This window comes from Acidimicrobiia bacterium, from assembly GCA_041393965.1.
Classification (GTDB): domain Bacteria; phylum Actinomycetota; class Acidimicrobiia; order Spongiisociales; family UBA5794; genus UBA5794.
Window position 1 is genome coordinate 49590 of record JAWKJB010000001.1, and the last position, 19029, is coordinate 68618.

Below are 19029 nucleotides of genomic sequence, written 5' to 3' on the forward strand. Positions count from 1 at the left end.
TCCCTTCGGTCGTCCGTCCTACATTCTCTCAACGACTGCATTGCCGAACTCGCTCGTCCTGACCTCCGTGGCACCGTCCATGAGCCTCGCGAAGTCGTAGGTGACGATCTTGTCGCTGATGGCCCCCTCCATGCCCTTCACGATGAGGTCCGCCGCCTCGTTCCATCCGAGATAGCGGAACATCATCTCGCCTGACAGGATCACCGATCCGGGGTTGACCTTGTCCATCCCCGTGTACTTGGGTGCCGTGCCGTGCGTCGCTTCGAAGATGGCGATGCCGGAGTAGTAGTTGATGTTTCCGCCAGGAGCGATCCCGATACCACCGACCTGGGCAGCGAGCGCGTCGGACATGTAGTCCCCGTTGAGGTTCATCGTGGCGATCACATCGTATTCGGCGGGCCGTGTGAGGATCTGCTGGAGGAACGCATCCGCGATGACATCTTTGACGAGCAGTCGGTTGCCCGGTTTCCCGTCGCAGTCCTCCCACGCGACAGCGACATCGCTGAACTGGTCGCGCACAACCTCGTAGCCCCATTCGCGAAATGCCCCCTCGGTGAACTTCATGATGTTGCCCTTGTGGACGAGCGTCACCGAGTCGCGATCCTGATCAAGCGCATACCGGATCGCGGCTGCGACGAGCCGCTTGCTTCCCGTCTCGGAAATCGGCTTGAGGCCGAGACCAGAGTCCTTGCGGATGTCCCATCCGAACTCTTCGTCGAGGAACGACAGCAGCTTCGCGGCCCCATCGGTTCCTGCCTCGAGTTCCTTTCCTGCGTAGACATCCTCGGTGTTCTCACGGAAGATCACCATGTCGACATCTTCCGGATGTTTGACCGGCGAGGGGACACCGCGGTACCAGCGCACCGGACGCAAACAGACATAGAGGTCGAGGATTTGCCGAAGCGCCACATTGAGGCTCCTGATGCCACCCCCGACGGGTGTCGTCAGCGGACCCTTGATGCCGACGAGGTGTTCCCGGAAAGAGTCGACGGTGGCCTCCGGCAGCCACTCGTTGGTCTCGTTGAACGCCTTCTCGCCGGCAAGGACCTCGGTCCAAGCGATTTCACGCGACCCGGCATACGCCTTGGCGACGGCAGCGTCGAATACATGCTGCGCCGCTGCCCAGATGTCGGGCCCGATTCCGTCGCCCTCGATGAAGGGGATGATCGGCCGGTCCGGGACCTTCAGCCCCGTTTCGTTCTTCGTTATGGCTTCAGCCATCGGTCCTCTCCATGTCGTGGGCCTTCGTTCGTGCACTCGTACCGGCGAGGGCAACCGTGTTGGTGAGGAGCGATGCCCGCGTCATGGGGCCGACACCGCCGGGTACCGGTGTGATTGCCCCCGCGATCTCCACCACCTCGTCGAATGCTAGATCGCCGACGAGTCCATCATCGGTTCTGGTCGTACCGACATCGATGACGACCGCCCCTGGCTTGATGAAGCTGGCGTCGAACATGCCGGGACGCCCGACCGCGGTGATCAACAGGTCGGCAGACCGGCACACCGCGGCGAGATCAGGTGTCCGTGAATGGGCCTGGATCACCGTGGCATCGACCCCCTTGGCACCGAGCATGAGCGCCATCGGTCGACCGACGAGGAAGGACCGTCCAACCACCACTGCGGTCATCCCGGCGACATCGATCCCGTAGTGGTCGAGCATGGTCATTACGCCAGAAGGCGTGGCGGGGAGTGGTCCCGGTCGGTCGAGCAGAAGGCGGCCGAGGTTGAACGGGTGAAGGCCGTCAGCGTCTTTGGAAGGCAGGACCCGTTCGACGGCCGCCTCACCATCGAGGTGGTCCGGAAGGGGCAGCTGGACGATCATGCCGCTGACATCGGGGCGTTCGTTGAGGTGATCGATTTCGGCGAACACCAGCTCCTGTGTCGCGTCTGCGGGAAGCTCGATGTCGACCGAGGTCATTCCGACCGATGCTGCGTCCTTGTGCTTGTACCGCACATAGGTGTGCGATGCCGGATCGTCGCCAACCAGCACCGTCGCAAGCCCGACCTCGATCCCACGGTCGCGAAGAGCAGCCACATCTGCACGCACCCGCGCCTTGACCTTGTCGGCGACCACCTTGCCGGAGAGAATGCGCGCGCTCAATGCCTGAAGTGCCTTTCCCCGGTGAACAACAACGCTACATCGTGCTCGACAGCGGACTCCACCACCTCTGCGTCACGGATCGAACCGCCTGGTTCTACGATCGCCGTGATCCCCGCTCTCGCCAACAGATCGGGACCGTCGCGGAACGGGAAGAACGCATCGGAGGCACACACCGCACCCTTGGCCCGGTCCCCCGCGCGAGCGAGCGCTCGCTCAGCAGCACCGACACGGGACTGGTCTCCTGCACCAACGCCGACCGTCGCTCCGTCCTTGACGAGGACGATCGCATTCGATTTCGTGTGGGCACACACCGTCCACGCAAAGGCAAGATCTTCGAGCTCGCCTGCCGTTGGCTCACGGGCCTTCGACTCCCACGCGTCTGGCCTCGATGCAAGGACATCGCGCTGCTGGATCAGGAAGCCACCATCGATCGATCGGAGGTCCAGATCAGTGTTCGACGGCGAAGATGCGGTGAGCACCCGCAGGTTGGTCTTGCTTGCGAGGACCTGCCGAGCGTCTGGGGTGATCGACGGCGCGATGATGATCTCCACGAAATAGGCGGTGATCGCCTCTGCGGTTGCAGCATCGAGTCCGGCATTGGTCGCGATGACGCCGCCGAACGCAGACACCGGATCACACTCCCACGCCTTGGTGAAGGCCGCTTCGACGGTGCCTGCGGTCGCAGCACCGCAGGCATTCATATGTTTGAGGATGGCGACGGAGTTCGCGGGAAGGTCGTTGACGAGTCGCCACGCGGCATCGGCGTCCGCGAAGTTGTTGAACGACATGCCCTTCCCCTGGAGTTGGTCGGCTTTCGTCCACCACCCCGGCGACCCTTCGAGCGCATAGAGCGCCGCTTCCTGCTGGGGATTCTCCCCGTAGCGGAGGGCCTGGTGCCGCTGGAGAGGCAGCACGATCCGCTCTTGATCCTCACGCTCGAACCAGTTGACGATCGCTGCGTCGTAACGCGCCGTGTGGTAGAACGCCGCCCGAGCGAGATCGGCCCTGAGCGCTGCGGTTGTCCCGCCAGCGGCGACCGCGTCGGTCATCTCGCCGTACTGGTCGGGCGATACGACCACGGCGACCCACGCGTGGTTCTTCGCCGCGGCACGGATGAGGGTCGGCCCACCAATGTCGATGTTCTCGATCACCGTCGCGTAGTCGGCGCCCGTTGCGACCGTCGCTTCGAAAGGATAGAGATTGACCACCACGAGCTCGAACGGCGCAATGTCGAACGCATCGAGATCCGATCGGTGGTCGGGAAGTCCGAGGTCGGCGAGGATGCCGCCGTGGATGCTCGGATGAAGGGTCTTGACCCGCCCACCGAGCATCTCTTCGGCATTCGTGACATCTCGCACACGGGTGACGCGCACACCCGCCTCCTCGAGGTGGCTCGCGGTCCCTCCCGACGACACGATCTCGACGCCGTGCTCCACGAGTCCGGCCGCGAACGGGACGAGATCGGTCTTGTCCGACACCGAAATGAGTGCTCGTTTGATCCCGATCCTGCTCATCGGGGCCCAACCGGTTCGTTCGTCGACCACACCACCTCCAACCCATCGACGGTGATCTCCCCGCGGCCGAAAGCGGCTACGACCTCCGGGTAGAGCCTGTGCTCAACGCCCTGGATTCGTTGCCTGAGGGTTTCGACCGTGTCTTCATCGTGCACCGGGACACTGCGCTGGGCGATGATCGGGCCATGATCGACCAATTCGTCGACGAAGTGCACGGTCACTCCGGATTCGGTGACACCTGCTTCGAGGGCTTCTTCGATGGCGCGGGTACCAGGGAACCGTGGGAGCAACGAGGGGTGGGTGTTGAGAATCGAGTTCGGGAACCGGGCGATCGCTTGCGGAGCGAGGATCCGCATGAACCCCGCAAGCACGAGTGCCGCTGCACCCGCGCGTTCGGATACCTCGATGATCGCATCGGTGAAGCTTGCCCGGTCCTGATGATCGGCCCAGTCGATCACCGTGGTTGGAATCCCTGCCCTCGTCGCCCTCGCGAGGCCGGGAATATCGGGTCGATCGGAGACGACGGCCACGATGTCGCATGGGAACCCCGGATCGGTCCGTGCATCGATGAGCGCCTGGAGATTCGTCCCACTCCCTGAGATCAGGACCGCGATGGGGAGCTTGGGTGGCATCGCGCTGCAGTGTAGGTCGCGGGCGTGTGGTGCGGTTCTCCCGGACTATTCACCGAGGCTCGTACTCGGCATCCCAAGGTGGGGAAGCACCATGGCATCGACGAACTTCTCACCGTCCCCCGTCCAGGGCCACGCGAGCATCTCGGCTCGGGTGCGGCGACCACCGATTCCTCGCATCAGCTCGAACGAGGTGGCGCGTACCGTTGCCACCGGCTCGTCACGCCCGATATCCCATGTGTCGCCGCCATCGGTCGACTCGATGCGAAGCGTTGGCAGGCCGTACAGGGGGAAGACTCGACGGAGCGTTCGAGCGTGGCCTGCCGCGTTGGCATGAACCTCAACGATGTCTCGTCCCGTGGTGTCGCCGTAGGCGTTGCGGATGTCGAACTCGTGATGAACCAGGTCGCTCAGAGCCATCGCGGGCAGGACGCTCGGCGAGATCAACCCGACCACAGAAGGGATGCGCTCGGGGAGATCGAGGGTCTCGATGCTGTCGAGAACTGCTACGGCGTCGTCGATCGATGCTTCCCATTCGGCGATGACCTCATCGACCGTCAGGTGTCGCCGCGACGCGACATGCGTCTCGGTCCAGCCGTCGGACCCGAAGCATTCAAACCTGAGAGCCGCCACATCTGCCGTCACGCCCGCGAGGTGCCGCACGACATCGCTCGCCGTCCACGCGGGACAGGCCGGAACGATCCGGTCAGGATCCTTGCCGACGACCAAGCTCGCGACCCGCTGCTGGCCAACTCGATACTGCTCCGTGTGCACGCAAGCCCCTTTCACCCCGTGCCCCTCTTGCGTAGGGACCGTTCTGTGGGCTGTAGTTGACCTTTTCGTTGAACGCGAACCCTGGGTACGCGGCTACCCCATCGCCCTGAGCATCGCGGCGCCCATGTCGGTCGGGGTGGCGGCCACGGTGACGCCTGCGGCGTTGAGGGCTTCGATCTTGGCTTCCGCCGTTCCCTTGCCTCCCGAGATGATGGCACCGGCATGGCCCATGCGTTTGCCCGGAGGGGCCGATGTTCCCGCGATGAAACCGGCGACCGGCTTGGTCATGTTGACGCTGATCCACGCCGCTGCTTCCTCCTCTGCGGTGCCGCCGATCTCACCGATCATGATCACGCCCTCGGTGGCAGGGTCCTCGTTGAACAGCTCGAGGCAATCGACGAAGTTCGTCCCGTTCACCGGATCCCCACCGATCCCGATCGCCGTCGTCTGGCCGAGCCCGTTGAGCGTCAGCTGATGGACCGCCTCGTAGGTGAGCGTCCCCGACCTCGAAACGACGCCGATCCTGCCCGGCGTGTGGATGTAGCCGGGCATGATGCCGATCTTGCACTCCTGCGGGGTGATGACACCGGGGCAGTTCGGTCCGACGAGGCGTACATCCTTGTCCTCGAGGTAGCGCTTCGCCATCACCATGTCCATCACCGGGATCCCCTCTGTCACACAGATGATGAGTGGGATTCCCGCCGCTGCCGCCTCCATGATCGCGTCCGCCGCGAACGGTGGCGGAACATACACAACCGTCGCGTTCGCTCCCGTGTCGGCGACGGCATCTCGCACCGAACCGAAGATCGGAAGCTCGACATCGTAGGCGTCCGGCCTGCCCTGCACACCGGAGTGGTCCGTTTCCCCGGTGAAACGCTCACTTTGGTTCGCACGCGAAGGATGCACCGCGCCGACCATGTTGGTCCCGTAAGCGATGGCCTTATCGGTATGGAATCGTCCCGTCTTGCCGAGGCCCTGGACAAGCACCTTCGTTTCGATGTCGACGAGCACACTCATTTCGCAAGCTCCACGATCTTGACCGCCCCGTCCTTCATGTCTTCGGCGCTGACCACATTGAGTCCCGAATCGTCGATGATGCGCTTCCCGAGATCGACATTCGTCCCTTCCAGCCTGACCACGAGCGGCACTTCGAGTCCGACCTCCTCGACAGCGGCGACGACTCCTTCCGCGATGGTGTCACACCGCATGATGCCTCCGAAAATGTTGACGAAGATCCCCTTCACATTGGGGTCGGCGGTGATGATCTTGAAGGCAGCAGCTATCTGGTCCTTGTCGGCGCCTCCGCCGACATCGAGGAAGTTGGCAGGTTCCCCACCAACGAACTTGATGATGTCCATCGTTGCCATCGCGAGGCCGGCACCGTTGACCATGCAGCCGATGGATCCGTCAAGCTTGATGAAGCTGAGACCGAACTCCTTCGCACGCGCCTCTGCGGAATCCTCCTCGGTCGGGTCGCGAAGGTCGACGATGTCCGGATGGCGATACAACGCATTCGGCTCGAACGACATCTTGCCGTCGAGGGCCATGACGGTGCCGTCACCGGTGACCACGAGCGGGTTGATCTCCACGAGGTCCGTGTCGAGGTCGACGGCAAGCCTTGTCAGCGTCTTGAGGAACGACGCGCCGTTGCTCGCCGCCTGCCCCGTGAGGCCAAGGCCTGCAGCGATGTGCGCCGCCTGGAAATCGAGCAGCCCGAATGCCGGATCGATCTCCTCTCTGAGGATCTTGTCGGGGGTTTGTGCGGCCACCACCTCGATCTCGGTTCCCCCCTCCGTTGAGGCCATCACGATCAGCCGGCTCGTCGACCGGTCGAGGAGCACCGACAAGTACAGCTCCGACGCGATGTCGACACCCTGCTCGATGTAGAGGCGGTTGACGGTCTTGCCCTCCGGCCCGGTCTGGACCGTGACGAGGGTCGATCCGAGCATCTGCGACGCGAGCTCTTCGACCCGTGCCGTGGTGTCGTCGGTGCTCCCGTCGATACCGTCGAGCACGACTGTGACCCCACCGAGCTCCGGGTGTTCCTTGAACCGTCCCTTCCCCCTGCCGCCCGCATGAATCTGGGACTTGACGACAACCACCGGATTCCCGGTCTGTGAGACAAGCGAGGCTGCTGCGCGCCCCGCTTCGTCGGGGTCGGTCACCATGATGCCCTCAGGAACCGGGATGCCCGCTCCGCGCATCAACTCCTTTGCCTGATACTCATGGATCTTCACGGATTCTCCTCGATGGTGTCGGTGTCCGGTCGCGTCGAGTCGTCGGGAAAGGTCGCCCTCACCCAAGATTGGATCGTGTCGAGCGATGTTCCCGGCCCGAAGATCTTCGCGATGCCCGCAGCTTCGAGCCCTGGGATGTCGGCATCGGGGATGATGCCGCCACCGAACACGATCACATCGGCGGCACCGCGGCGCTCCAATTCGGTAACGACGCTCGGGAACAGGGTTGTGTGCGCTCCCGACAGCGCGGAGAGGCCGACACCGTCGACATCCTCCTGGACCGCAATCGTGGCGATCGTGGCAGGAGTCTGGTGCAGCCCTGTGTAGATCACCTCGTATCCGGCGTCACGCAGCGCGCGGGCAACGACCTTCGCACCGCGATCATGACCGTCGAGCCCCGGCTTCGCGATGAGGATCCTGATCGGCATCTGCTCGATGGTAGTTGCCCTGCATGGCCCACCTTCTGCCGTGCCAGTCGCCCGGCTCTAGCATCGACCCATGGACGGTCTCGATTCGGTCCTTGTCCTTGGAGCGTCGCTCACCCTGATCGCGGTCGCGGTGGTGATCTCGCTCGTGTTGCGCCTCGGGATCGAACGGTCGATCGTCTGGGCGTCGATTCGAGCTGCTGTCCAGCTCGGTGTCGTCGGCTACCTGCTCGTGTTCATCCTCGGTACTCGCTGGGAGGCCGTGCTCGCTGGCATATGGGTTGTCGCGATGGTGGCGATCGCGGGAGGGGTCACGGCGCGGCGGGCCGGTTCGTGGTCGGTGTTCGGCGCCGGTGTCATCGCGATCGGTTCGGCGACTGCGCTGTCCCTGATTGTGGTGTTCGGCTTCAATGTCTTGCCGTTCGAGCCGATCCAGGTCATCGTCGTTGCCGGGATCACGATCGGGAACGCTCTGACCGGAACGGTCGTTGCCGCGGACCAGGTTCGAGTCCGGCTCGTCGACGACGCAGCGCGGGTCGAGGGGCTCCTCGCACTCGGGCTCGACGCACGACAGGCGGCCCGGTTCGTTGTCCGCGAGGCAGCCCGGGTTGCCCTGCTTCCTCACATCGAACGAACGAAGGCAGTTGGGCTCGTCGCGCTCCCCGGTGCAATGGCTGGGCTCCTGATCGCAGGGGTGGACCCGATCGACGCCGTCGTGATCCAGCTCGTCGTCATGCTGCTCGTCCTTGGTACGGTCGCCGTATCGTGCGCGGTGATCGCCGTGATGACGGCACGAGCGTTCTTCACCCCCGATCAGCGGCTCGTTGCGTGACACGCGACCTCGAACAACCTCAGCCGACCTTTTCGAGGGGTGCCCATGCGAGAAGGAGCCGCTTCATGCCGGGCCCATCGAAGACGACGACGGCTTCTGCCCTGTCCCCTGCGCCAACGATGTCCCGAACGATCCCTTCCCCCCAGTGGGAGTGACGCACCCGGTCGCCTGCCTCGATATCGGCATCGGTCACCGTCGCGGTCGGTTTCCGCGACTCCATCGTCGATGACCGCCGGGTCCGCTTCGCGGAACGGGTCAGATGTTCAGGGATCTCGGCGAGGAAACGGCTGGGACCGTTGAAGTTGTTCGCCCCCCACACATGCCTGCTCCACGCGCGGGTGAGATAGAGCCGCCGTTCGGCCCTCGTGATCCCGACATAGCAGAGCCGGCGTTCCTCCTCGAGCTCGCGCGGATCACCGAGGGACCGCATGTGCGGGAACACCCCGTCCTCGAGGCCGGTCAGGAAGACGGTTGGGAACTCGAGACCCTTCGCGTTGTGCAGCGTCATGAGCGTGACCGTTGACGAGTCGATTTCGGCATCGGCGTCCGCGACGAGGCTGATCGCCTCGAGGAACATCTCAAGCTTCCCGGTACCGTCGAGTGCCGCCCAGTCGCCGGGACCGACCGACGCGGGTCCGGCTTCCTCGAATTCGGCTGCGGCGGTGAGCAGCTCCTTGAGGTTCTCCTCGCGCCCCATCGCCTCGATCGTTCGTTCCTCCCTGATCGAATCGAGGTATCCGGTGTCGGTCAGCACCGCTTCCACCGCCGCGCTCGGCCCGAGCACCGCCCGTTCCGCCAACCCGTCCATCAGCGACACGAAGCCCCGGATCGAACGCACGGCACGGTCGGTGAGCTGCTCGTTGTCGGAAACCCGTCGGAGTGCATCCATGAACGAAATGCCCTCGCGCTGCGCGAACCGGTCGAGATGCGCAATCGAAGTGTCACCGATACTGCGCTTCGGAACATTGACAATCCGCTTGAGGGCGACCTCATCGTCGGGGTTGACCACGGCCCTGAGGTACGCAAGGGCATCCTTGACCTCCTTGCGGTCGTAGTACTTGAGACCACCGATCACCTGATAGTGGACACCGAAGCGGACGAACAGCTCCTCGATGACGCGAGACTGAGCATTCGTCCGGTAGAACACGGCAATGTCGCTCAGCCCCACACCGAGATCCCCGAGACGGGCAATCTCCTCAGCGACGAAGGCGGCCTCTTCGTGTTCGTCCTGTGCCTCGAACACGACGATCGGGTCACCGGCGCCGGTGTCGGTCCACAGCTTCTTCGGTTGGCGGGTCGTGTTGTTGACAATCACGGCATTCGCCGCGTCGAGGATGGTCTGCGTCGAGCGATAGTTCTGTTCGAGGACGACGAGGCGGGCGTCGGGGTAGTCCTTCTCGAAAGCCATGATGTTGCGCATGTCGGCCCCGCGGAAGGCGTAGATGGACTGGTCCGAGTCCCCAACCACGCACACATTCCGGTGCTTCGCGGCAAGCATCTTCACCAAGACATACTGGGCGTGATTCGTGTCCTGGTACTCATCCACGAGGATGTAACGGAACTTGGTCTGCCACCGTTCGAGGGCATCGGGAAAGGCCTGGAGCAACTCGACCGTCAGCTTGAGGATGTCGTCGAAGTCGACTGCGGAAGCCTCGACCAGGCGCTGCTGGTAGAGGCGGTAGATGTCAGCAACCTTCTCGTGGAAGTAGCCGGCGTTTTCCCGTGCGAAGGTCTCGTGGTCGATGAGCTCGTTCTTGGCCTTCGAGATCGCCGCCTTGATCTGGCGCGGAGGGAACCGCTTGCTGTCGAGATCGAGATCCTTGATGCACATCGTGATCAGCCGAACCGAGTCTGCCTCGTCGTAGATCGAGAACGACGATCGGTAACCGAACCGGTGGATGTCCTGGCGCAGGATGCGTACACACGCCGAGTGGAAGGTCGACACCCACATGTTGCGCGCGATGGCTCCAACGAGGTCAGCAACCCGCTCCTTCATCTCGCCAGCGGCCTTGTTCGTGAAGGTGATCGCGAGGATGTCGTACGGGGAAACGCCGAGATCGCGGATGAGATGAGCGATCCGAACCGTCAACACCCTCGTCTTGCCGGACCCTGCCCCCGCGATCACGAGGACGGGGCCCTCCGTGGCTGCCACAGCCTCGCGCTGGGTCGGGTTCAGATCGGCAAACAGCGGAGATTCGGTCACCCGCCGAGTGTACGAGAGAGCCAGCCTTTGCCTGCTGGGGTGCTCCCGCCTATGCCCCGGCGTCTGCCTTTTCCCGGATCAGCTCACTGAGGGTCTCGACGAGCGCGCCGCGCGCGAAGTCCGACTTGTCGAAGAACGCGTTGGCCCCCGCACGCTCGGCACGGTCGCGGTCCTCATCGGAGGCAACACCCGACAGCATGATGATCGGGATCTCGCCGTACCGCTGCCGGACGAGGTGGATCAGCGCTACACCGTCGGCTCGCGGCATCGAGAAGTCAACGACGAGGCCATCGACCCGGCTTTCGGCGAGGACGCCGAGGGCTTCGGCGACGCTCCCCGCCGACAGAGTCGCAAACCCGTGGGAGGCGAGGACACCTGACACGACCTGACGCACACCCTGACTGTCGTCGACGACGAGCACGGTACTCACCGGACCGCGAGGAGTGTCATCGTTTCGCAGATTCGACGCGAGACGCCCCGCGTCGACGAGGAGCACGGTGTCATCTCCGCCCAGAAGGGCGACACCGGTTACGACCGTGGCCCCCGACAGCAATGGTCCGAGGTCCTTCGTCGCCACTTCGTACACGCCTTGGATGCTGTCGACGGACAGCGCCATAGGCCCGACCGGGCTCTGGATCACGAGGATCGAGGCAGGCATCCCCTCGATCTCGAGGCCAGCTGCGGTCGCGAACGATGCGTATGGGATCGATTCCTTGTCGTATCTGATCATCGATCCTCGCTCGGATACTTCGATGTCGACTTCGCCGACCTCGAACTGGGCGAGGATCGTCGACTCCGGGAGTCCCCACGAGCGTTCCCCTGCGTGGAAGAGCAATGCACGCTGCAACGCTCGGTGGGCGGGCATCGTGATCGTGAAGACGACACCCTCTGGCGATGTCGACATCGTCAGCGAGCCATACACCTCCTCCACGATCTGGGAGATCCTCGAGAGGCCGTCGCCGTCGGCGGTGAACTCCGAGGACCGCGGATTGGTTGAGAAGTTCTCCGAGAACAGCGCCGTGCGAAGGTCCTCGTTCGACGGGTCGCCTTTGAGGATTCCCCGTCCGAGTGCCGTTTCGCGAACGGCGGTCCAGTCGATCCCACCACCGTCGTCTGCGACTTCGATCGTCACATGCTGCTCGTCGGTCGCGATCCGCACCGAGACCTTGCCCGTTTCTGCCTTGCCTGCCTTGACACGATCGGCGGGTGTCTCGATGCCGTGGACCACGGCGTTGATCACAAGCTGGCGGATGACCTCTCCGATGCGATCAATCATCTGGCGGTCGACGACGGCCTCGTCTCCTTCGACGACGAGGTCGACGACCTTGTCACACTTCTTCGAGATGTACTTCATCAGTTGCGGAAGCGTCGAGGTCAGCGCACTCAGTGACACTGCCGTAAGGCCGAGGGCTCGCTCCTGCAACTCAACCGCTTCACGCCGAACCGTCTCGATCGATTCGAGGGCTGCCTCCGCAGAAGGGATGGATCGTGCCTCGGCTGAGCGAAGGACCTGACCGGCGAAGGTTGACAACGACTGCATGTCCATCCGGAGCGCCGCGACATCGTTGATCAGGCGGAAGAGGCGACCCGCGTTGACCGGAACGGATTCCTCTGCCGCCCATGTCTCGACCACGCCAGCAAGGCCACCGAGGCCGAACGCCGGACCGTACTCGGCGTCGAGGACCGAGCCTTCGATCTCACCGATGGAGATGTCGATGAACTCGCTGCCGGGACCGACCCCGGCGGCCGACGCATCGGGCTGTGGGCGATGCGTCGGAGCCGCCGAGGGGCCCGATCCGCCTTCGAAGGCAGACTTGATGAGGTCAAGGGTGATGGTCGACGCGTCGAGGCGCCCGTCAGGACCGGGCTCGAACACGAGCGGGCCGGTCGGCACCGCGTAGGTGTCAATGACGATCTCATCCGATGGCGCCCGTGTCGTGGGTTCCTGGGTCACCACGCGGGTTTCGCGAACAGGCTCCGGGTCAGGCTCCGGGTCAGGCTGTGGGACGGGCTCCGGGACGGGATCGGGCGCGATCGCCTCGACGGCCGGTCCCACATCGTGCGGAAGCTCGTCGGGAGGCTCAACCGCCTTGAGCGTCGGCTCGGGAGCCGATGCGGGGGCAGGGCGCAGCTCGACTCGGACATCGTCGACGGGCTCAGGCAGCTCAGCGAGACGGGCCGGATCCGCGACGAGGGTTCGGATCGCGTCGATCGCTCCTGAGATCTCATCGCTCGGTCCGTCGAGTGCAGCGGGCAGCGCGTCCCCGAGGTATGACAGTGCCCTTCCGAGCATGGCGGTTGGCTGCAGCTCATCGTGCTGGATCCATCGCCACACCACCTCGCAGACCTCACCACCGCGTGCGATGGCTTCGTGACCCATGACCCTTCCGGTTCCCTTGATGGTGTGCCCTTCCCTCACCATCGTGGCAGCGAGATCATGATCGACGGTCCCGGCGATGATCGCCGCGGCGCCGTCCGCGAGGGAGGCTGATCGTTCGGTCAGCTCCTCACGGAACAGCGTGTCGAGATCGGGGTCGTTCTGCACAGCCATGAAAGTCCCTGCGTTGCCGCATCGGTTCTACCTGTGCTCTATCGGATGGCTACACGCCGGGCTTTATGGAAACGGAAGCGTGAAGTCCAGCGGTGATCGACCGTCAGGAACGGCCGCCCTCACTCCCATTCGATCGTCGACGGCGGTTTGCTCGAGATGTCGTACGCAACCCGGTTGATACCGGGAACCTCGTTGATCACCCGCGACGAGATGCGGGCGAGGAGGTCGTACGGGAGCCTCGCCCAATCAGCGGTCATGGCGTCATCGGAGGTGACCGCCCTCACGATCAGCGGGTAGGCATAGGTGCGGCCGTCACCTTGAACACCGACGCTCCTGATGGCTGGCAGGACGCCGAAGGACTGCCAGATCTCCCGATAGAGGCCCGCAGACCTGATCTCGTCGACCACAATGGCATCAGCGGCCTTGAGGATCTCGACCCGCTCGGGTGTGATGTCACCGATGATCCGGACCGCGAGCCCCGGCCCCGGGAACGGTTGGCGCCACACGATTTCGTCGGGAAGGCCGAGCTCCTCTCCGACGCTGCGCACCTCGTCCTTGAAAAGGTCTCGCAGTGGCTCGATCAGGTCGAAGTGCATCTCGTCGGGAAGGCCACCCACATTGTGGTGGCTCTTGATCTTGGCAGCGTCCTTCGTGCCCGATTCGATGACATCGGGATACAGCGTCCCTTGAACGAGGTGGTCGGCGCCCTCGATCCCGGCCGCGACCTCCTCGAAGACCCGAATGAAGGTCTCCCCGATGATCTTGCGCTTCTCCTCAGGGTCCGTCACCCCTGCAAGCGCATCGAAGAACCGGTCCTGCGCCTTGACATGGATGAGGTTCATCTGGAAGTGGTCACGGAAGGTCGACTCGACCTGGGCACCTTCGTCCTTGCGCATGAGGCCGTGATCGACGAACACGCACACAAGCTGATCACCGATCGCCCGCTGGACGAGGGCTGCCGCCACCGATGAATCCACACCACCGGAGAGTCCGCAGATCGCGATCCCGTCACCGACGGCGGCGCGGATGGCCTCAACACTCTGGTCGATGATGCTTGCGTTCGTCCAGGTCCGGCGTGCCCTGCATGCCTCGGAGAGGAAGCGCTCAAGAATCGGCTGCCCATGCTCACTGTGGACGACCTCTGGGTGGAACTGCACGCCGTACAGGAGCCGGTCCCGGTCCTCCATCGCCGCGACGGCAGCGCCCGGTGTGGATGCCGTGGTCCCAAAACCGTCCGGCGCGACCGTAACGGCATCGTTGTGGCTCATCCAGACGGTCTGTCGTCCCGGGAGCCCTTCGAAGAGCTCCCCGTGATCGACGACGGTGAGCGTCGCAGGGCCGAACTCGGAAGTGCCCGTCGACGCAACGGTTCCGCCGAGGGACGCTGCCATGAGCTGATGGCCGTAGCAGATGCCAAGCACAGGGATCCCGAGGTTGAAGATGTCCGTATCGATGCCGTAGGCGTCCTCGGCATGTACCGATGCCGGCCCACCGGACAAGATGATCCCGACCGGCGCCATCTCCCTGACCTCGGTCGCCGTGATCTCCCTCGGAACGATCTCGGAAAAGACCTGTGCCTCGCGCACCCTGCGAGCGATCAGCTGTGCGTATTGGGCACCGAAGTCGACGACGAGGACGCGGTCGAAGTCACCGGTCGACGCATGGCCGGTGGCCGCCATCAACCCATCCCCACACCCTGGGAGCGTTGGAGCGCCTTCCCCTCCGTCTGGAGAGCCGGAGCGACCATCACCTCGGCCCTCTGGAACTCCTTGACCGACGCATAGCCGGTCGTGGCCATCGAACCGCGAAGGCCGCCAAAGAGATTTCGGCGACCGTCGTTGTCGTGGGCGGGACCAACGAGGATCTCCTCGAGGGTGCCGAGAATCCCCGTCTCGACCCGTGATCCCCTTGGGAGGGTGGGATGGAAAGTGGCCATGCCCCAGTGGTATCCGCCCGACGGCGACTCGGCACTGGCAGCGATCGGGGAACCGAGCATGACGGCGTCGGCGCCGCAGGCGATCGCTTTGGCCACATCGCCCCCGGTTCGCATGCCCCCGTCAGCGATCACATGCACATATCGGCCGGTTTCTTCGAGGTACGAGGTACGGGCGCCTGCGGCATCGGCAATCGCCGTGGCTTGAGGGACGCCGATCCCGAGGACGCCCCTTGTCGTACAGGCAGCACCGGGACCGACGCCGACGAGCACACCGATCGCTCCCGTTCGCATCAGGTGGAGTGCGCCCGAGTACGATGCACAGCCACCGACGATGACCGGCATGTCGACCTCTCGGATGAAGGCGAACAGGTCGAGTGGCTCGCTTCGCGAGCTCACATGCTCCGCGGACACAACGGTTCCCTGGATGACGAGCACATCGAGGCCACCACGCTTGGCGTGGTCGATGTAGCGTGCGACATTCTGTGGCGTAAGGCTCCCGCAGGTCGTGACTCCGGCAGCTTTGACCTCGGCGACACGCTGGGTGATCAGTTCGGGTTTGACCGGTTCCGCGTACAGCTCCTGCATCCGCCGGGTCGCCTTCTCCTTCGAGAGTTCGGCGATCTCGTCATAGACGGGGATCGGGTCCTCGTAGCGGGCCCAGAGGCCTTCGAGGTTCAGGCAGCCAAGACCGCCGAGCCTTCCGATCTCGATAGCAGTCGCAGGCGTCACTGCCGAGTCCATGCCCGACGCCATCATCGGAAGCCGGAAGGTGAACGCGTCGAGCTCCCATGACAGGTCGACATCTTCAGGGTCACGGGTCCGTCGGGATGGAACGATCGCGATGTCGTCGAATCCCCAGGCGCGGCGGCCCGACTTTGCAATACCGATCTCGACTTCCACGGAAACAACCTCCGGTTGGTGCCAGCACCCGCAGGCTACCCGTTCTCCGTCGGTTGCCAGTTGACGCTTCGGCGCCCCGAGATGTCTCTCAGTACTCCCTGAGCCCGACGGCGGCGCGGACTTCGCGCTGGTACGGAACGGCGAGTTCGCGGGCCCGTTCGCCCGAGGTGTGGAGCACTTCGCGGACATCTGCGACCGTGAGGGCGTTGTACGCGGCCTTGATTGGTGCCAGTTCGGCGACGACGGCGCCGGCGACGGCCTCCTTGAAGCGCCCGTAGCCGCCTGCGCCGTATTCGTCGACGAGATCGTCGATCGTCCGGTCGGTGCATGCAGCCATGATTTCGAGCAGGTTCGAGATGCCGGGCTTGTCTTCGGTGTCGTAGCGCACCTCGGGGTCGCTGTCGGTGACGGCCCCCTTGATGCGTTTGGCGATCACGGATGGATCGTCGAGGACCGAGATCGATGCCTTCGGCTGGCTATCCGACTTGGACATCTTCGCCGTTGGGTCCGTGAGGGACATCACCCGCGCCGAGGTGTCAGGGATGTACGGGTCCGGGATCGGAAAGAGCTCCCCGAATCGGTTGTTGAAGCGCTGAGCAAGATCCCGCGTGGTCTCGAGGTGCTGTCGCTGATCGTCCCCGACGGGGACGAGGTTGGCTCGGTACAGCAGGATGTCTGCGGCCATCAGCACCGGATACGAGTACAGGCCGAGATTTGAGGCGTGACCTGCTGCCGTCTTGTCCTTGTACTGGGTCATACGGTTGAGGACACCCATCGGCATCAGCGTGCCGAGGATCCACGCCAACTCGGCATGCGCGCCGACCTGGCTCTGGGTGTAAAGCAGCGAACGATCGGGGTCGATGCCGAGCGCGAGCAGGACCCGTGCCATGTCCACCCGTGCCCGTTCGAGCTCGGCCGGGTCGTAGTCGACGGTCATGGCGTGGAGATCGACGATGCAATACACCGCGTCGTAATGGTCCTGGAGTCGGGCCCAATGCCGAAACGCTCCAAGGTAGTTGCCGAGGTGTGGCTCTCCGGTCGGCTGAACACCCGAAAAGATCCGCTGTTTCGACCCATCGTTCACGAGGTGCTCCTTGCCCTGCCTTCGCAAGATGTCGAGGATAGACGCACCGTGGCAGCCGCCGTATTGACCTTGCGACCGAAACCGTCCATACTCGCGTCCTCATGACCAGGCAAGCGACCACGACAATCATTATGTAGGCGCACGCGTCGACGGCGTGTGCGCTGACGAGCCCTCCGATCCCGGGGGGTTCTTTCGTTGGAGAACACCATGACCCGATCCGTTGAGATCTACGACACGACCCTGCGAGACGGAATCCAGCAGGAGGGCATCTCGCTGACCCCGACTGACAAGCTCCGGATCTGCGCGCTTCTCGACGACCTCGGTGTCGCCTATGTGGAAGGGGGGTGGCCCGGAGCGAACCCAAAGGAAGACGAGTTCTTCGAGCGGGCGAAGACCGAGCTCACGATGAGCCATGCCACCCTGGTGGCTTTCGGATCGACCCGGCACGCTGGCGTCGCGGTGCAAGACGACGAACAGGTCGCCAACCTCCTTGCCGCTGATACATCAGCGGTGTGCCTCGTCGGAAAGGCATGGGACTACCATGTCGAGCACGCGCTCCGCACGAGCCTCGACGAAGCCATCGCGATGGTTGCGGACACGGTCGCATTCTGCCGGTCGCATGGCCGTGATGTGTTCTTCGACGCGGAGCACTTCTTCGATGGCTATCGGGCAAATCCCGGATTCGCCGTCGCGGTCCTCAGAGCAGCCCACGACGCCGGGGCGACGCGGCTTGTCATGTGCGACACGAACGGCGGATTCCTCAGCGACGAGGTCGGCCGGATCATCGGTCAGGTCACCGACGCCATCCCGGACGGTACCTTTGGCTGCCATTTCCACAACGACTCCGGCCTCGCCGTCGGCAACTCGCTTACCGCCGTTGCGACCGGTGTGCGCCAGGTCCAGGGCTGCATCAACGGCTACGGGGAACGCACCGGCAATGCCGACCTGTGCTCAGTCATCCCAAACCTGAGCCTCAAGATGGGCTACGAAACGGTCCCTTCCGATCGCCTCGAGAGGCTCACGGGCGTCTCCCACCACATTGCCGATGTCATCAACCTCACGCTCGATCCCCACCTGCCGTATGTCGGCGCGTCGGCGTTCACCCACAAGGCAGGACTTCACACATCGGCGATGGCACGAAGGCCGGACGCATACGAGCACCTCTCCCCGACCCGCGTCGGGAACGCCACGCGGATGGTCGTGTCGGAGCTTGCCGGTCGGTCCACCGTCGTCGCAAAGGCGCGCGAGAGCGGGCTCGACCTCGACGGCGCAACGGCGCAACGGGTCATCGACCGCATCAAGGAGCGCGAACACTTCGGGTACACCTACGAGGCCGCAGACGGCTCGTTCGAGCTCGTCGCCCGCGAAGCGGCCGGATGGGATCAGGACTTCTACACGCTCGAGTCGTACCGCGTCTTCGTCGAGCATCGAGACGGCGAGGTCGTCGCGGAGGCAACCGTCAAGCTCGTGGTGGACGGTGAGCGGATCGTATCGACCCGCGAAGGGGATGGGCCCGTGTCAGCACTCGACCGAGCCCTGCGCGCCGGGCTCGTTGAGCGATACCCGCATGTCGATGAGATCAAGCTCACGGATTATCGGGTTCGGGACCTCGACAGCTCCGACGGCACGAGCGCAAGGGTCCGGGTTCTCACCGAGCACACCGATGCGGAATCCACATGGGGCAGCGTCGGGGTGCACCAGAACATCATCGACGCATCATGGACCGCCGTATCGGACGGGCTCATCGTCGGCTTGCTTCGACATCGCGAAAGGACTTGAACCAACACCCTTCCTGTGGTAGTTTGTGAAAGGAATCACAAGCGATTGTGAATTAGTTCACAAC

The 19029-nt window shown here is 64.0% G+C and carries 15 protein-coding genes; 2 read left to right on the forward strand and 13 right to left on the reverse strand.

The annotated features are described in order from the left end of the window. Positions 1-18: 18 nt before the first annotated feature. The 8 genes from icd to R2823_00300 all read right to left on the reverse strand — a co-directional run bounded on the left by icd (position 19) and on the right by R2823_00300 (position 7683). The gene (gene icd, locus R2823_00265; protein ID MEZ5174628.1) at positions 19-1221 is read right to left on the reverse strand and encodes an NADP-dependent isocitrate dehydrogenase; all 1203 of its coding nucleotides are present in this window, start codon (positions 1219-1221) and stop codon (positions 19-21) included. Then, the gene (locus R2823_00270; GenBank protein MEZ5174629.1) at positions 1214-2101 is read right to left on the reverse strand and encodes a bifunctional 5,10-methylenetetrahydrofolate dehydrogenase/5,10-methenyltetrahydrofolate cyclohydrolase; all 888 of its coding nucleotides are present in this window, start codon (positions 2099-2101) and stop codon (positions 1214-1216) included. The genes icd and R2823_00270 overlap by 8 nt, the downstream gene beginning before the upstream one ends. Continuing rightward, on the reverse strand, positions 2098-3615 hold the full coding sequence (gene purH, locus R2823_00275; GenBank protein MEZ5174630.1) for a bifunctional phosphoribosylaminoimidazolecarboxamide formyltransferase/IMP cyclohydrolase: 1518 nt from the start codon (positions 3613-3615) through the stop codon (positions 2098-2100). The genes R2823_00270 and purH overlap by 4 nt, the downstream gene beginning before the upstream one ends. Further along, on the reverse strand, positions 3612-4247 hold the full coding sequence (gene purN, locus R2823_00280) for a phosphoribosylglycinamide formyltransferase (GenBank protein ID MEZ5174631.1): 636 nt from the start codon (positions 4245-4247) through the stop codon (positions 3612-3614). The genes purH and purN overlap by 4 nt, the downstream gene beginning before the upstream one ends. A gap of 45 nt (positions 4248-4292) precedes the next feature. Beyond that, on the reverse strand, positions 4293-5018 hold the full coding sequence (locus R2823_00285; GenBank protein MEZ5174632.1) for a maleylpyruvate isomerase family mycothiol-dependent enzyme: 726 nt from the start codon (positions 5016-5018) through the stop codon (positions 4293-4295). Between the two features lie 93 nt (positions 5019-5111). Continuing rightward, the gene (gene sucD, locus R2823_00290) at positions 5112-6035 is read right to left on the reverse strand and encodes a succinate--CoA ligase subunit alpha (protein ID MEZ5174633.1); all 924 of its coding nucleotides are present in this window, start codon (positions 6033-6035) and stop codon (positions 5112-5114) included. Beyond that, a complete protein-coding gene (gene sucC, locus R2823_00295; GenBank protein ID MEZ5174634.1) occupies positions 6032-7255 on the reverse strand; it encodes an ADP-forming succinate--CoA ligase subunit beta in 1224 nt (407 codons plus the stop codon). The genes sucD and sucC overlap by 4 nt, the downstream gene beginning before the upstream one ends. Further along, positions 7252-7683, reverse strand: a complete 432-nt coding sequence (locus tag R2823_00300; protein MEZ5174635.1) for a cobalamin B12-binding domain-containing protein — start codon at positions 7681-7683, stop codon at positions 7252-7254. The genes sucC and R2823_00300 overlap by 4 nt, the downstream gene beginning before the upstream one ends. Positions 7684-7753: 70 nt before the next feature. Between R2823_00300 and R2823_00305 the strand changes: the two genes are divergently transcribed. After that, positions 7754-8512, forward strand: a complete 759-nt coding sequence (locus R2823_00305; GenBank protein ID MEZ5174636.1) for an ABC transporter permease — start codon at positions 7754-7756, stop codon at positions 8510-8512. Positions 8513-8531: 19 nt separating this feature from the next. Here R2823_00305 and pcrA read toward each other — a convergent pair whose 3' ends face one another. The 5 genes from pcrA to trpS form a co-directional block, all read right to left on the reverse strand. Next, positions 8532-10715 (reverse strand): DNA helicase PcrA, encoded by a 2184-nt coding sequence (gene pcrA / locus R2823_00310; GenBank protein MEZ5174637.1) that lies wholly within the window; start codon positions 10713-10715, stop codon positions 8532-8534. Between the two features lie 49 nt (positions 10716-10764). Beyond that, on the reverse strand, positions 10765-13266 hold the full coding sequence (locus R2823_00315; GenBank protein ID MEZ5174638.1) for a response regulator: 2502 nt from the start codon (positions 13264-13266) through the stop codon (positions 10765-10767). A gap of 119 nt (positions 13267-13385) precedes the next feature. Further along, positions 13386-14945: a glutamine-hydrolyzing GMP synthase gene (guaA, locus tag R2823_00320; GenBank protein ID MEZ5174639.1), complete on the reverse strand. Its 1560-nt coding sequence runs from the start codon at positions 14943-14945 to the stop codon at positions 13386-13388. Further along, complete coding sequence (locus tag R2823_00325; protein MEZ5174640.1) at positions 14945-16102, reverse strand: GuaB3 family IMP dehydrogenase-related protein; 1158 nt, start codon at positions 16100-16102, stop codon at positions 14945-14947. The genes guaA and R2823_00325 overlap by 1 nt, the downstream gene beginning before the upstream one ends. An 88-nt stretch (positions 16103-16190) precedes the next feature. After that, entirely contained in the window at positions 16191-17213 is a 1023-nt protein-coding gene (gene trpS, locus R2823_00330) for a tryptophan--tRNA ligase (protein ID MEZ5174641.1), read from the reverse strand. A gap of 180 nt (positions 17214-17393) precedes the next feature. Between trpS and cimA the strand changes: the two genes are divergently transcribed. Next, complete coding sequence (gene cimA / locus R2823_00335) at positions 17394-18965, forward strand: citramalate synthase (protein ID MEZ5174642.1); 1572 nt, start codon at positions 17394-17396, stop codon at positions 18963-18965. The last annotated feature ends 64 nt before the right edge of the window (positions 18966-19029 follow it).

Excerpts from the sequence above, each read along its gene's own strand:
- icd (MEZ5174628.1), bottom strand. The coding sequence starts at position 1,221 with ATGGCTGAAGCCATAACGAAGAACGAAACGGGGCTGAAGGTCCCGGAC.
- purH (MEZ5174630.1), bottom strand. The coding sequence starts at position 3,615 with ATGAGCAGGATCGGGATCAAACGAGCACTCATTTCGGTGTCGGACAAG.
- purN (MEZ5174631.1), bottom strand. The coding sequence starts at position 4,247 with ATGCCACCCAAGCTCCCCATCGCGGTCCTGATCTCAGGGAGTGGGACG.
- sucD (MEZ5174633.1), bottom strand. The coding sequence starts at position 6,035 with ATGAGTGTGCTCGTCGACATCGAAACGAAGGTGCTTGTCCAGGGCCTC.
- R2823_00300 (MEZ5174635.1), bottom strand. The coding sequence starts at position 7,683 with ATGCCGATCAGGATCCTCATCGCGAAGCCGGGGCTCGACGGTCATGAT.
- R2823_00305 (MEZ5174636.1), top strand. The coding sequence starts at position 7,754 with ATGGACGGTCTCGATTCGGTCCTTGTCCTTGGAGCGTCGCTCACCCTG.
- R2823_00315 (MEZ5174638.1), bottom strand. The coding sequence starts at position 13,266 with ATGGCTGTGCAGAACGACCCCGATCTCGACACGCTGTTCCGTGAGGAG.
- guaA (MEZ5174639.1), bottom strand. The coding sequence starts at position 14,945 with ATGGCGGCCACCGGCCATGCGTCGACCGGTGACTTCGACCGCGTCCTC.
- cimA (MEZ5174642.1), top strand. The coding sequence starts at position 17,394 with ATGACCCGATCCGTTGAGATCTACGACACGACCCTGCGAGACGGAATC.